Source organism: Maricaulis sp. (assembly GCF_039978735.1).
In the GTDB taxonomy this organism is placed as follows: Bacteria; Pseudomonadota; Alphaproteobacteria; order Caulobacterales; family Maricaulaceae; genus Maricaulis.
The window spans coordinates 1-13,967 of the sequence record NZ_JBDWAS010000056.1 but is presented as its reverse complement, the minus strand read 5'-3'; the positions used below and the strand labels follow the sequence as shown (position 1 = coordinate 13,967).

Below are 13,967 nucleotides of genomic sequence, written 5' to 3'. Positions count from 1 at the left end.
CTTTAAAAAATCACGGATCGAAAATGTCTGCTGCGGCCATCTATATCGCGCTTGGCGCCAACCTTCCAGAAGGCGGCCGCACGCCGCAGGAAACGCTGGCCCTGGCGCTCGAGGCGCTGGCGGGCGAGGACGTGTCCGTCGTGGCGCGCTCGTCGGACTGGTCGAGCCCGGCCTGGCCGGATCCGTGCGATCCGCCCTATGTGAATGCCGTCGCCGAAATCGGGACAGGGCTTTCGCCCCGCGCACTGCTGGATCTTCTCCACCGGGTGGAAGCGCGGTTCGGCCGCGAGCGCAGCCGGCGCAATGCGCCGCGGACGCTGGATCTCGATCTGATCGATTATCGCGGCGCTGTTCTGAAGGCCGAAGACGGGCTGGAAATTCCCCATCCCCGGGCCACGCAGCGCGCCTTTGTTCTCCTGCCGCTGCAGGAGATTGCACCCGGCTGGCACGATCCTGTGAGCGGCCGCAGCATCGACGATCTGGTCGAGGCCTTGCCCCGCGGCGACCGCGACGCCATGTCAAAGCTGCAAACGGTTCCGCAGAAAGCGCCTTGAAGCCTTGCTTTTGCAGGGCGGCAGAGCTAGGAAACGCGGTTCCAACTCCAGCGCTGGTTCAAGGAGATCGCGCGCATGGCTCGCGTCACCGTCGAAGATTGCATCGATAAAATCCCCAATCGTTTCCGCCTCGTCCTGATGGCGGCGCATCGCGCCCGCAACATTTCGGCCGGTTCGGCGCTGACGATTGATCGCGACCGGGACAAGAATCCCGTCGTGGCGCTGCGCGAGATCGCCGACGAGACCCTCGACCTGGACAGCCTGAAGGAAAGCCTCGTGCACGGCCTTCAGCGCGTGCTGCCGAGCGAGGACGAGGAAGACGCCGCCAAGGAAGACGCCAAGCAGGACATGGAAGCCCTGCCGGCTCCGCCCGTCGAGCTCGACGAAGCGGAAATGCTCAAGGCGCTCCAGAACGACAGGGACGGCGCGCCTGACGGCCGTCTGTAGAGCGAATTGAACCACGGCGCGACGTCACCCGATCTGGCATCGCCGCCGCCCGCCATTCCCAGTGCGGACGAGCTGGTCGCACGCATCCATCGGTATTTTCCGAAGGTGGACGCCGACTATGTGCGGCGCGCCTATGATTTTGCCGAGGAAGCACACCGGCCGCAGCGGCGCCAGTCGGGCGAACCCTATTTTGCCCATGTCGCACAGGTCGCGATGATCCTCGCCGACCTGCGCATGGACGTGGCCACGGTGTGCACCGGGCTGCTCCACGACACGGTCGAGGACACACCGGCGACGCTGGAAGACATCACCCGCGAATTCGGCGAGGAGACTGCCAGCCTGGTCGATGGCGTCACCAAGCTGGGCCAGATGGAATTGCGCTCCAAGCGCACCAAACAGGCCGAAAACCTGCAGAAACTGGTCGTCGCGATCTCGGCCGATGTGCGTGTGCTGATCGTGAAACTGTGCGACCGGCTGCACAATATGCGTACGCTGGGCGCCATTCCGCGGCCGGACAAGCGCGAGCGGATCGCCCGCGAAACGCTGGAAATCTACGCTCCGCTGGCGCGGCGGATCGGCATCAACCGGGTCTGCGTCGAGCTGGAAGATCTGGCTTTCGAACACATCAACCCGGCCGCCCACGAGTCGATCAACAAGCGTCTCAAACTCCTGCGCGACGAGCACGCCCAGGAAGTCTCTGCCGTCTCGCAGGCGATCACCGACCGGCTGGAGCAGGCGGGGATCGAGGCGCGGATTTTCGGACGTGAGAAACGGCCCTATTCGATCTGGCGCAAGCTGGAGCGCAAGGGGCTCACCTTCGAGGAAATCGCTGACATCTATGCCTTCCGTCTGATCGTGACGACGCCGGACGAGTGCTATCGCGCCCTCGGCGTGATCCACCAGGCTTGGCGTTGCATGCCCGAGCGGTTTCGTGACTTCATCTCGCTGCCCAAGCCGAACAATTACCGCTCGCTGCACACCACGGTGATCGGCCCGCACAATGTCCGCGTCGAGCTGCAGATCCGCACCGAGGACATGGAGGCGGTGGCCGAAAGCGGTGTGGCGGCGCACTGGCGCTACAAGAACTCGACCTACAAATACGACCCCGCCGCGGCCCAGGCCGCCGGTGGCGATCCGCTGGAGCGGCTGCGGCCCTTCGTGGAAATCCTCAACCAGGGCGGCGATCCGGACGAATTCCTCGAGCACGCCAAGCTCGAGATGTTCGCCGACCAGGTCTACTGCTTCACGCCCAAGGGCGATCTGATCTCCCTGCCGGCCGGCGCGACTCCGCTGGACTTTGCCTATGCGGTCCACACCGAGCTGGGTCACACAACGGTGGCGGCCAAGATCAATGGCCGCGAACGACCGCTGCGCACGCAATTGCGCAATGGCGATGTCGTGCAGATCGTGAAGGGCGGCGTGCGCCAGCCGCCGCAGGGCTGGGAAAACCTGGCCATCACTGGCCGCGCCCGGGCTGCGATCCGCCGCCTGATCCGCGAAAGCGAACGCGACGAATTCCAGCGCATCGGCAAGATCATGGCCGAGCATGCCTTCCGCCGTGAAGGCCGCCAGCTGGTCGAGACCGATCTGGGCGATGCCTTGGCACGGCTCGATCTGAAGGATGCCGAAGAGCTCTACGAAATGCTCGGCCGCGGCCGGGTCTCTTCCGGCGATCTGCTCGATGCGGTCTTCCCGGGGCGCCTGGACGAGCGCGGCGATGTCACCGAGCGCGAACTGATCGAGGACGACAAGGCGCGCCTCTTCGTGCGCGGCCGCGGCCTCACACAGGGCGTGACGCTGCACTTTGCCGATTGCTGTTCGCCGCTGCCGGGCGACCGGATTGTCGGCCTTTTGATCCCCGACAAGGGCGTCGAGATCCACACGATCGACTGCGAGACGCTGGCCGATCACGAAGAAGACGAGATGGATCGCTGGCTCGACCTGGCCTGGACGGCCGAGGCCGAGGACAATGCAGTGTCCATGGCCCGTATCGAGGCGGTGCTGCACAACGGGCAGGGCGTGCTGGCCGAGATCGCCAAAACCGTGTCCGAGAATCGCGGCAATATCGCCAGCGTGAAGACGCGTCGCCGCTCGACCGACTTTTTCGACATGGAATTCGACGTCGAGGTGTTCGACACGCGGCACCTGGCCAATATCCTGGCGGCGCTGCGCATGTGCCCGTCGGTCGTTTCCGCCGAGCGCAAGCGCGCCGAACACGAAGAGAGCGAGGAATAGATGACACGCGACGAGGTCCTGGCCGAATTCCGCGCTGCCGGTGCTTTGCTGGAAGGCCATTTCATCCTGTCCTCGGGCCTGCGCAGCCCGGTCTTCCTGCAGAAGGCCAAGGTGTTCGCCGATCCGGCGCGGACGGAAAAACTGTGCCGCGCGCTCGCCGGGAAGGTGAAGGCCGAACTCTCCGAACAGCCGACCGTGATCGTCTCTCCGGCCGTCGGCGGCATTGTCCCCGGCTATGAGACCGCGCGCCAGATGGGGCTGAAAGCCCTCTATGTCGAGCGCGAGAACGGCGAATTCACCCTGCGCCGCGGCTTCGAACTCTCCGCCGAGGACAAGGTGTTGGTGGTCGAGGATATCGTCACCACGGGGCTTTCCTCCCGCGAGTGTATCGAGGCGATCCAGGCGACCGGCGCCACCGTGCTGGCCGAGGCGTGCCTGGTAGACCGCTCGGGCGGCGAGGCCGATGTCGGCGTGCCGCTGATCGCGCTGACCGAATACAAGGTGCCGGCCTATCCGGCCGACCAGCTGCCGCCGGAACTGGAAGCCATTCCGGCGATCAAGCCCGGGAGCCGCGGACTGGCATGACGGTGCGTCTCGGCGTCAATATCGACCATGTGGCGACGATCCGGAATGCCCGCGGCGGCGCTCATCCCGATCCCGTGCGTGCGGCCCGGCAAGCGGCCGAGAGCGGGGCGGACGGGATTACGGCGCATCTGCGCGAAGACCGCCGTCATATCACGGATGCCGATATCGACCGGCTGATGGCCGAGATCGAACTGCCGCTGAACCTGGAAATGGCCGCGACCCCGGAAATGCTGGAGATCGCGCTGCGCCACAAGCCGCATGCCTGCTGCATCGTGCCGGAAAAGCGTGAGGAGCGGACGACCGAGGGCGGTCTCGATGTGGCCGCCGGCCATAATCATATCGCGCCCTTCGTGCGACAGCTCGGCGAGGCGGGGATCCGTGTCTCGCTCTTCATCGAGCCGGACCCGGTGCAGATTGCCGTCGCCGAGGCGATGGGCGCCGCCGTGGTCGAACTGCATACCGGCGCCTATTGCGAGGCGGCGCTGGCCGGCGATACGGCCGGGCAGCAACGCCTGCTGGAGCGGCTGGCCGAGGCCTCCGCCATCGCCCATGGCCGCGGCCTGGAAGTCCATGCCGGCCACGGCCTGACCTATGACACGGTGAAACCGGTCGCCGCCATTCCCGAGATCGCCGAGCTGAATATCGGCCATTTCCTGATCGGCGAGGCGATCTTCCGCGGTCTGCGCGAGACGGTCGAGACCATGCGCGGCCTGATCGCCGAAGCGCGGGCGGAGCCGTCTTCATGATCATCGGCCTTGGCTCCGACCTGATGGATATCCGCCGGATCGAGAAGTCGCTCGACCGGTTCGGCGACCGTTTCGTGCAGCGTGTCTTTACCGAGATCGAACAGGCGAAATCCGAGGCGCGGCGCATGCGGGCGGCCAGCTATGCCAAGCGGTTCGCGGCCAAGGAGGCCGGGGCCAAGGCGCTGGGCACCGGGATTGCGCGCGGCGTATCCTGGAAGGAAATCGGTGTCGTCAACCTGCCCGGCGGCAAACCGACGCTCGCCTTCACCGGCCGGGCGCTGGACCGGCTGCGCATGCTGACGCCGCAGGGCATGGAGGCCCATGCCCATATCACCATCACCGACGACCATCCCTGGGCCCAGGCCTTCGTGGTGATCGAGGCCCGTCCGCTGGGCCACCATCTGGACGGCATGCTCCATGGCTGACGCCCAGAGCGAACTGGAAGCGCGGATCGGCTATGCCTTCAAGGACAAGAGCCTGATCGACCGCGCCCTGACCCATGCCAGCTATGGCGATGGCCGCAAGGGCGTGCGCTCCTATGAGCGCCTGGAATTCCTCGGCGACCGCGTGCTGGGCCTGATGACGGCGGAAGCCCTGTTCCGCCTGTTCGACAAGGCCAGCGAAGGTGCGCTGGCGCCGCGCCTCAATGCGCTGGTGAACAAGAATGCCTGTGCCGATGTCGCCCGGTCGATCGATCTGGGCGAGGCGTTGAAAATGGGCCGGTCCGAGGAACGTGGCGGCGGCCGCAACAAGACCTCGATCCTGGGCGATGCCTGCGAGGCGCTGATCGCGGCGATCTATCTGGATGGCGGGCGCCCGGCGGCGCAGGCCTTCTATGACCGTTTCTGGGGGCCGCGCATCGAGGCGCTGAAGGCCAAGCCGGAAAACCCCAAATCCGCCCTGCAGGAATGGGCGGCCCGCACCGGGCGCGGCGTGCCGCGTTACCAGCTCACCGAACGCTCGGGGCCGGATCACCGTCCCGTCTTCACCGTCGAAGTCACCGTTTCGCCGCTCGATCCGGCGATCGGCGAGGGCGGTTCCAAACAGGCCGCCGAACGCGCTGCGGCCACCGCACTTCTCGAACGCGAAGGACAGCATGTCTGATACGCCCCAAACCCGCTGCGGCTTTGCCGCGGTCATCGGTTCGCCCAATGCCGGCAAGTCGACCCTGGTCAATGCCCTGGTCGGCGAGAAGGTCACCATCGTCACCCACAAGGTCCAGACGACCCGTTTCGCCGTGCGCGGCGTGGCGCTGGAGGGGGGCAGCCAGATCGTGCTGGTCGACACGCCCGGCGTGTTTGCGCCCAAGCGGCGGCTGGACAAGTCGATGGTCGCAGCCGCCTGGAGCGGTGCCGAGGATGCCGATGCCATCGTGCACGTCATCGATGCCGGTGCACGGGCCCGGCTGGAACATGGTGGTGCCAAGAGCGGCGACAAGCGCATGGTCCAGGACGACCAGCGCGTGATCGACGGTCTGAACAAATCCGGCCGCAAGGCGATCCTGGCGCTCAACAAGGTCGACATGATCGACCGGGACTATCTGCTGGCCATGTCGCAGGAGCTCTACGAGACGGGCGTCTACTCGGACGTCTTCATGATCTCCGCCAAGACCGGTTCCGGCGTCAAACAGCTCAAGACCTTCCTCGCCGGCCTGATGCCCGAGGGTGTCTGGCACTATCCCGAAGACCAGGTCGCCGACCTGCCATCCCGCATTCTGGCAGCCGAGATCACGCGCGAGAAAGTCTATCTGCGCCTGCACGAGGAATTGCCCTACGCCTCCATGGTGGAGACCGAGGTGTGGAAGAAGCTGCGCGACGGTTCGATCCGGGTGGAACAGTCCGTCATCGTCGAGCGCGATACGCAAAAACCCATCGTGCTGGGCAAGGGCGGCAGCGCCATCAAGGCCATCGGCGAGGCGGCCCGCAAGGAAATGGAAGAGGTGCTGGGCTGCAAGGTCCACCTCTTCCTCAATGTGAAGGTCGATCCGAAATGGATGGCCCGCCGCTCCCACTACAAGGATGTCGGCCTGGATTTCGACGTCTGAGGACTACCAGCCGCCGGCATTGGTGCGACGGACGCTGAACTCGGCGTCGCACGGCCGGGTGATGAAGGTCTCGCCCCGGCGCATCAGCTCCAGTTCCAGTGCCCGCAGATCGGCGCCGCCGGTGCAGGGAATGACCCGTGCCACCTCGATATGGCCGGCATCGGCAAAGCCGCGCAGGAAGGCGGCCGTGAGGGCGTCTGATACGGCGGCATTGACCTGCCAGGCCCGCTCTGCCCCCGACCGCGCACCATAGACGCGTCCCGTATCCGAGCGCACCAGCACGCCGTCGCTTTCGCGCATGCGGATCGGCACCAGCGGCACCCATTCCGGAGCGGAATAGGGCGGATAGACGGTATCGCTGCGCGGACCGACACTGAGCCACGGGCTGTCGAAGAAGAAGGGGAAGATGTTGAGCACATGCAGCGGAGCCGGGGTGCGCCAGTCATCCTCGAAAATGCCCGGCCAGTAGGCTTCGCGATAGGCGGCGACGGGTTCGTCGAAAATGCGTATGCCGCGAGCGCGATCCACCACCGTCACCCGGCCGATCATCTCGGCATCCATGTGCGAGCCGATTGCCGGGCCGTCGATATCGGTGAAATGGAAGCTGACGATATAGCGCGCCGCCGCGGGATCCGGGGCCGCCAGCCCGGCTGATTCCAAAGCCGCCTGGAAACGCGGACGGAAGACCGTCCGGTTGGGTTCGGGCAGGAACCAGGAAAATTGCGAAGTGCCCGTCACGGCGCCCAGCGCCATCTGGCGGGAATAGGGCGAGGTGGTGGGGACATGCACGCCGGCGCCGTAGTAAGGGCCCGGGATCTGGTGGGCGCCCACGGCGTCGCGGCTGGCGCAACCAGCGGTCAGACCCAGAATCACGAAAACTGCAAGCAGATGGAATGCGCGCATGACGACCCCCCGATTTGTCCCGGGGCGCACGCTAGGATAGCTGGCCTAACCGCAGATTAACCGCCGTGCAGCCGACGCGGTGCGGCGAGAATATGCCCTTCGGGCCATTCGCCGACTCGTCTAAGGATGCGCCATGGAATGGCGTGACAAGGGCATTGTCCTCGCGGTGCGGCCGCATGGCGAGACGAGTGCCATCGTGGAAATCCTGACCGAGAGCCAGGGCCGGCATGCCGGCCTGGTCAAGGGGGCGCGCTCGAAATCCATGCGGCCGATCCTGCAGCCGGGCAATCAGGTCACCGTCGGCTGGCGTGCCCGGCTGGCCGAGCATCTGGGCATGTTCCAGATCGAGGCCGACCATCTCGGCGCCGGCGGCGTGATGGAGGACCGGGCCGCTCTGGCCGGTCTCAATGCGGCCTGCGCGCTGGCCGTGATGGCGCTGCCGGAGCGCGAGGCGCATCCGGCAGTACATGCCGGGTTCGAGCTCTTGCTGTCCGCCTTCGGGGACGAGGACGTCTGGCCGGCGCTCTATGTGCGCTGGGAGGCGGGCGTGCTGTCGGATCTGGGCTACGGGCTCGATCTGAAGAAATGCGCCGTGACGGGCGAGACCGGGGATCTCAGTCATGTCTCGCCGCGCACCGGACGCGCCGTGTGCCGCGAAGAAGCGGCGCCCTATGCGGCCAAGCTGCTGGAATTGCCGGGTTTCATGCGCGGCTCCGGCGAGATTGCTGAAGGCGATGTCGCGAAGGGGCTGGAACTGACCGGCTATTTCCTCGAACGCCGCGTCCTCTGGCCCGTCGACCGTCAGCTGCCCGAAGCTCGCACCCGGCTGATCGCCGAGCTGGAGCGGATCGGGCGTCTCTAGCCGGGAGAGATTACTTCCGCACCCGCACTTCCCCCGGACTTGTTCCGGGGCCGGGTTGAAGCGACGCGGCCAGGCGCGCGCACCGATGATTCCTCCTGCATCGATGAAATGCCTTCACGTTCGCCAGGTCCCGGAACAAGTCCGGGAAAACTGAAAAGGGATGCTTCAGACAACGAGCGACCGCCGAAGCCTATACACCCAGCCCATCCAATCGCTCGGCCAGCGCTTCGGCCTCAACTACCGACAGAGGGCCCAGAGCTTCGTCCAGCGCCGGGCGATAAACCTCCCACATGGCCTTGCGCGCTTCGCGGCCGGTATCCGTCAGCCGTATCTGCAGGCCGCGCCCGTCTTCCGGACAACGCAGCTTCTCCACCATTCCGGCTGTTTCCATCCGGGTGAGGAGGCGGGAGAGGTTGTGCTGCCGGATCAGCAGGCGCGCCTCCAGCTCCACAGGACGCAGGCAGCAATCGCGCATCCTCTCCAGCTCCCAGAGTACGTCGTACCAGGCCAGCGGCGGATGCCCGGCCTGTTTCAGCCGCGTCTCGACACGTCCGGACACGCGGGTCCAGGCCCGGTTGAGTGCGATCCAGGCGCGGATCTGGGCGGAGGTGGTGGAAATTTTCTGATCCATGCACTTGCATATAGTTTGCTGGATCCCATTTTTCATGCATCTGCATGAAAAGGGAAGTCCCATGACCGACGCTCGCCCCCGGCTCCGCCTGATCAGTCACACGCTCTGCCCCTATGTCCAGCGCGCCGCCATTGCGCTGGCGGAAAAGGGTGTGCCCTTCGAACGGGTCGATATCGATCTGGCCAACAAGCCGGCCTGGTTCCTGGACATCTCCCCGCTGGGCAAGGTCCCGGTTCTTCTGGTGGACGGCACGCCGATCTTCGAATCCGCCGTGATCCTGGAGTATCTCGAGGATACGCTCGCGCCGGCCCTGCACCCCGGCGACCCGCTCGAACGCGCCCGTCACCGCTCCTGGATCGAGTTCGGTTCGGCCCAGCTCAATCTGATTGCCGGCCTTTACAGCGCCCCGGATCGCAAGAGCTTCCAGGACAAGGCCGATGCGTTGTCCCTCGGTTTTGCCCGGCTGGAAGGCGTGCTGGGCGAGGGGCCGTATTTCGCCGGCGAGGCCTTCTGTCTGGTCGATGCCGTCTACGGTCCGATCTTCCGATATTTCGACACGTTCGATGCGATCGGCGATTTCGGTATCTTCACCGGGCTGGGCAAGGTGGCGCACTGGCGCCGGGCACTGGCGGAGCGGGCTTCGGTGCGCGGGGCTGTCGCCGAGGATTATCCCGAACTGCTGCGAGCCTTCCTCCTCAGGAAGCAAAGCTATGTCTCGACCTTGCTGGAGACGCCGGTCGCGGTGGCCTGACGGCGTTTGCCCACAGTAAATCCTGTGCCGGAACCCTGCTCGCTTGCGCCCATCCGCTATACTGACCGTCTCCGAATCACGAGGCGTTGAGGCATGGGCGATCATTTCGATCCGGACGGCGGGCACATTATCGAGGAGAAGTTCGAGGACGCGCTGTCGCGGCGCTATCTCGCCTATGCGCTCTCCACGATCACCCAGCGGGCCCTGCCGGACGCACGCGACGGGCTGAAGCCGGTGCACCGGCGTCTGCTCTACGCCATGCGCGAGCTCAAGCTGAACCCGGACCAGGCCTTCAAGAAATCGGCCCGCGTGGTTGGCGATGTGATCGGTAAATATCACCCGCATGGCGACCAGTCGGTCTATGAGGCGCTGGTCCGTCTGGCCCAGGATTTCGCCTCGCGCTATCCGCTGGTCGAGGGGCAGGGCAATTTCGGCAATATCGACGGCGATGGCGCGGCCGCCATGCGTTACACTGAAGCCCGCCTGACCAAGGCCGCCGAACTCCTTTTGCGCGATATCGAGCACGGCACGGTGGATTTCGAGGAGACCTATGACGGGTCCGAAAGCGAACCGCTGGTCCTGCCCGGTGCCTTCCCGAACCTTCTGGCCAATGGCTCGACCGGCATCGCCGTGGGCATGGCAACCTCTATCCCGCCGCACAATGTCGCCGAGATCTGTGCGGCCGCACTGACGCTGATCGACAATCCGGAGACCGAAACCGACGCGCTCCTGAAACATGTGAAGGGGCCGGATTTCCCGACCGGCGGCACGATCGTTGAATCGCCGGAATCGATCCGCGAGGCCTACGAGACCGGCCGCGGCGGTTTCCGCGTTCGCGCCAAGTGGGAGAAGGAAGATCTCGGCCGCGGCATGTGGCGCGTGGTGATCACCGAAATCCCGTACCTGGTGCAGAAGTCCAAACTGGTCGAGCGGATCGCCCAGCTGATGGATGCCAAGAAACTGCCGCTGCTGGACGATATTCTCGACGAGAGCGCCGAGGATATCCGCCTCGTGCTGGAGCCGAAATCCAAGCTCGTCGATCCGGAAATGCTGATGGAGTCGGTGTTCAAGCTCACCGATCTGGAAACCCGCATTTCGCTGAACATGAATGTGCTCGATCCCACCGGTACGCCGCGGGTGATCGGGCTGAAGGAAGTGCTGCAGATCTGGCTGGAGCACCGCCGCGAGGTGGCTGTTCGCCGGGCCGAGACGCGGCTGGCCAAGGTGGAAGACCGGCTGGAAGTGCTGGCCGGTTATCTCATCGTCTATGCCGATCTGGACGAGGTGATCCGTATCATCCGTTTCGAGGACGAGCCCAAGGCCAAGCTGATCGAGACCTTCTCGCTCACCGAGCGCCAGGCCGAAGCCATCCTGAACATGCGCCTGCGGGCCCTGCGCAAGCTGGAAGAGCTGGAAATCCGCAAGGAAGACGAAGCACTCCGGGGCGAGCGCAAGGTGTTGAAGGAGCTGATCGGCTCCACGGAACGCCAGTGGGAGAAGGTCGGGCAGGAGATCGGCGAGGTCGCCGATTATTATGCGCAATCCACACCGCTGGGCCGCCGCCGTTCGGCTTTCGGCGAGGCGCCGGACATTGCCGGCGACGCCCCGATCGAGGCCTTTGTGGTACGCGAGCCGATCACGGCCGTCCTGTCCGAGAAGGGCTGGGTGCGCGCGCTCAAGGGCCATATCAACGACGTTACCGAGCTGAAGTTCAAGGAGGGCGACCGCTCGGCCTTCGCCGTGAAGTGCGAGACGACGGACAAGCTCCTGATGTTCGCGACGGACGGGAAGTTCTACACGCTGGAAGCCTCCAAACTGCCGGGCGGGCGCGGTCATGGCGAACCGGTGCGGCTGCATGTCGACCTGCCCGAGGACGCCGCGCCGATCGGCCTGTTCAAATACGATCCGGAGCGCACCCTGCTGGTCGCCTCGACCGGCAATACCGGTTTCCGTATCCAGGAGAAGGATTGCGTCGCCATGAAGAAGGGCGGCAAGCAGATCCTCAACCTGATGGCAGGCGATGAGGCACTGCTGTGCATTCCGGCCATGGGCGACACCTGCGCGCTGATCGGCGAGAACAAGAAACTCCTGGTCTTCCCGCTGGAGGAAATCCCCCAGATGTCGCGCGGCAAGGGCGTGCGGCTGATGGGCGGCAAGGGTGCGCGTCTCGCCGATGCCACCACTTTCTCGGCGGAAGAGGGCCTGACCTGGCTCGACGGGGCCGGGCGGCGTTTCAATCTGGAAGACTGGCAATTGTGGACCGCCAAACGGGCGCAGGCCGGCAAGATGGCGCCGCGCGGCTTCCCGCGCTCGCTCCGCTTTGCGCCGCGCGGCTCGGAATTCCTCGCTTCACAGGCGAAGGCGGAATAGGTAAGTCTCGTAAGACATTCAACGTCCTGCCGACAGGAGACGACATATGGACGCCGGTATTATCCTTCTGATCCTTGTGATCGGCATCGGTATCTTCCTGGTGATGGTCTACAACCGTCTCGTCGCGCTGCGGCAGACATGTAACCAGGCCTGGGGCGATATCGATGTGCAGCTGAAACAGCGCCACGATCTGGTGCCCAATATCGTGGAGACGGTGAAAGGCTATGCCGCGCACGAAAAGGACACGCTGGAAAACGTCACCAAGGCGCGCCAGCAGGCCATCGATGCGAGCTCGCTGAAAGGCCTGGCCGAGGCCGAGAACATGCTCTCCGGCGCGCTGCGCCAGCTGTTTGCCCTGTCCGAAGCCTATCCGGACCTCAAGGCCAACCAGAACTTCCTGTCGCTGCAGAACGAGCTGGCGGACCTGGAAAACAAGATCGCCGCCGCCCGCCGCTTCTTCAACAATGCGGTCAACGAGTACAACACGGCGACCGAGCAATTCCCGGCTGTCGTCATTGCGGGCTCGATGGGGTTCAAGCAGCGCGAGTATTTCGAAGTCGGCGAAGCCGAGCGCGCGGCCCCGAAGGTGCAGTTCTAGACCATGTTTCTGGGCGCGACCGGACTTCGCTCCCATATCTGGAACAATAATCTCAAATCCGTCCTGCTGCTGGCCGGGTTTCCCATCCTCCTGATCCTGCTCGGGCTGGCGGTGACATGGCTCACCGTCGGCCTGGCAGACCCTTATGCCGGCAGCTATGCCGGCAAGGGCGCCCAGCCCGATCTCGTCGCCGCCGAACTCGCCCGCCTGCCGGGCATTGCGGCTTGGTCGCTGGGCCTTGCCGCGATCTGGTTCGTGATCGCCTGGTTCTTCCACCAGTCCATGATCAACGCCGCCACCGGCGCACGGCGGATCTCCCGCAAGGACGAGACCCGCGTCTGGAACCTCCTGGAAAATCTCTGCATTTCCCGCGGTCTCACCATGCCGCACCTGGCGGTGATCGAGACACCGGCGCTCAATGCCTATGCGTCCGGCCTGCGGGAGGGGCAGTACACCGTGACGGTGACGCGCGGCCTGATCGACCGGCTCGACGATGCCGAGCTGGAAGCCGTGCTGGCGCACGAGCTCTCGCACATCCGGCACAAGGATGTGCGCCTGCTGGTAATCGCGATCATCTTCGTGGGGATCATTTCCTTTGTTGCCGAGATCGTCTTCCGGCGGATTTTCTGGTTCGGTCTGCGCTCGGGCGGCGATCGCCGCTCCGGCGGGCGTTCGGGCGGGCTGGTGATCGTGGCGGCTCTGGCCATCCTGGTGATCGCCTATCTTCTGGCCATCGTGATCCGCTTCTCCCTGTCGCGCCGCCGTGAGTTCATGGCCGATGCGGGGGCGGTCGAACTGACCCGCAATCCGGACGCCATGATCGCGGCGCTGAACAAGATTTCCGGCCATTCCGAGATCGAGACGGCGCCGGACGAGGTGCGAGAGATGTTCATCGAGAACCCGAAGACCGGTTTCATGGGCCTGTTCGCCACCCACCCGCCAATCCCCAAACGCATCGAGATGCTGGTGAAATATGCCGGCGGCACACCGTCGCTGGGCCGGTCGAGCGTTCCGGAAATCTAGCCTTTTCAAGCAGGTATGGCGCCACGGCGTCTCCGCCTGGCGGTATGAGGATGTGCGGGATGCCGGCCGGAGCCGGAGTTTTATGTGTTTGTGTGAGTGGCGCCGGAGGCATCCCGCACACGGAGATTTACCCGGGTCCCTTGCGGGCCCCGTCTCGAAACCGGCGGGGACGGTCCGGTCGAGCTTTTTGCCGGTCGTCCCTGCCGATGGCCTCGCCG

15 protein-coding genes are annotated in these 13,967 nt (G+C 65.1%); 13 read left to right on the top strand and 2 right to left on the bottom strand.

Annotated features, from left to right (window positions below; all coding sequences use genetic code 11):
- The first annotated feature begins 23 nt into the window (after positions 1–23).
- From folK to era, 8 genes are all read left to right on the top strand, one after another.
- A complete protein-coding gene (folK, locus tag ABJO18_RS16505) occupies positions 24–554 on the top strand; it encodes a 2-amino-4-hydroxy-6-hydroxymethyldihydropteridine diphosphokinase (RefSeq protein ID WP_348508718.1) in 531 nt (176 codons plus the stop codon).
- 75 nt (positions 555–629) lie between these two features.
- Positions 630–1,001: a DNA-directed RNA polymerase subunit omega gene (rpoZ, locus tag ABJO18_RS16500; protein ID WP_291888384.1), complete on the top strand. Its 372-nt coding sequence runs from the start codon at positions 630–632 to the stop codon at positions 999–1,001.
- Positions 1,002–1,007: 6 nt separating this feature from the next.
- On the top strand, positions 1,008–3,236 hold the full coding sequence (locus ABJO18_RS16495; RefSeq protein WP_348508717.1) for a bifunctional (p)ppGpp synthetase/guanosine-3',5'-bis(diphosphate) 3'-pyrophosphohydrolase: 2,229 nt from the start codon (positions 1,008–1,010) through the stop codon (positions 3,234–3,236).
- Positions 3,237–3,821, top strand: coding sequence for an orotate phosphoribosyltransferase (gene pyrE / locus ABJO18_RS16490; protein WP_348508716.1), 585 nt, complete (start codon positions 3,237–3,239; stop codon positions 3,819–3,821). It begins immediately after the preceding gene.
- Positions 3,818–4,567: a pyridoxine 5'-phosphate synthase gene (locus ABJO18_RS16485; RefSeq protein WP_348516015.1), complete on the top strand. Its 750-nt coding sequence runs from the start codon at positions 3,818–3,820 to the stop codon at positions 4,565–4,567. The genes pyrE and ABJO18_RS16485 overlap by 4 nt, the downstream gene beginning before the upstream one ends.
- Positions 4,564–4,992, top strand: coding sequence for a holo-ACP synthase (acpS, locus tag ABJO18_RS16480; RefSeq protein ID WP_348506920.1), 429 nt, complete (start codon positions 4,564–4,566; stop codon positions 4,990–4,992). Before ABJO18_RS16485 ends, acpS begins: the two co-directional genes overlap by 4 nt.
- The gene (gene rnc / locus ABJO18_RS16475; RefSeq protein WP_348516014.1) at positions 4,985–5,671 is read left to right on the top strand and encodes a ribonuclease III; all 687 of its coding nucleotides are present in this window, start codon (positions 4,985–4,987) and stop codon (positions 5,669–5,671) included. Before acpS ends, rnc begins: the two co-directional genes overlap by 8 nt.
- A complete protein-coding gene (gene era, locus ABJO18_RS16470) occupies positions 5,664–6,611 on the top strand; it encodes a GTPase Era (RefSeq protein ID WP_348509288.1) in 948 nt (315 codons plus the stop codon). The genes rnc and era overlap by 8 nt, the downstream gene beginning before the upstream one ends.
- Before the next feature lie 3 nt (positions 6,612–6,614).
- Here era and ABJO18_RS16465 read toward each other — a convergent pair whose 3' ends face one another.
- Positions 6,615–7,514: a hypothetical protein gene (locus tag ABJO18_RS16465; RefSeq protein WP_348509287.1), complete on the bottom strand. Its 900-nt coding sequence runs from the start codon at positions 7,512–7,514 to the stop codon at positions 6,615–6,617.
- A 133-nt stretch (positions 7,515–7,647) separates the two neighbouring features.
- Here ABJO18_RS16465 and recO point away from each other — a divergent pair, with 133 nt between their 5' ends.
- Complete coding sequence (recO, locus tag ABJO18_RS16460; RefSeq protein ID WP_348509286.1) at positions 7,648–8,376, top strand: DNA repair protein RecO; 729 nt, start codon at positions 7,648–7,650, stop codon at positions 8,374–8,376.
- Between the two features lie 190 nt (positions 8,377–8,566).
- On the opposite strand, the gene ABJO18_RS16455 is transcribed toward recO, so the two are convergent.
- Positions 8,567–9,007, bottom strand: coding sequence for a MarR family winged helix-turn-helix transcriptional regulator (locus tag ABJO18_RS16455; protein WP_348509285.1), 441 nt, complete (start codon positions 9,005–9,007; stop codon positions 8,567–8,569).
- Between the two features lie 61 nt (positions 9,008–9,068).
- On the opposite strand from ABJO18_RS16455, the gene ABJO18_RS16450 reads away from it, so the two are divergent.
- From ABJO18_RS16450 to ABJO18_RS16435, 4 genes are all read left to right on the top strand, one after another.
- A complete protein-coding gene (locus ABJO18_RS16450) occupies positions 9,069–9,758 on the top strand; it encodes a glutathione S-transferase family protein (protein ID WP_348509284.1) in 690 nt (229 codons plus the stop codon).
- 93 nt (positions 9,759–9,851) lie between these two features.
- Complete coding sequence (gene parC / locus ABJO18_RS16445) at positions 9,852–12,128, top strand: DNA topoisomerase IV subunit A (protein WP_348509283.1); 2,277 nt, start codon at positions 9,852–9,854, stop codon at positions 12,126–12,128.
- A gap of 46 nt (positions 12,129–12,174) precedes the next feature.
- Positions 12,175–12,726 carry a LemA family protein gene (locus ABJO18_RS16440; RefSeq protein WP_348509282.1) on the top strand — a complete coding sequence of 184 codons (552 nt, stop codon included), beginning with the start codon at positions 12,175–12,177 and terminating at the stop codon, positions 12,724–12,726.
- Between the two features lie 3 nt (positions 12,727–12,729).
- A complete protein-coding gene (locus ABJO18_RS16435) occupies positions 12,730–13,749 on the top strand; it encodes a M48 family metallopeptidase (protein ID WP_348509281.1) in 1,020 nt (339 codons plus the stop codon).
- The last annotated feature ends 218 nt before the right edge of the window (positions 13,750–13,967 follow it).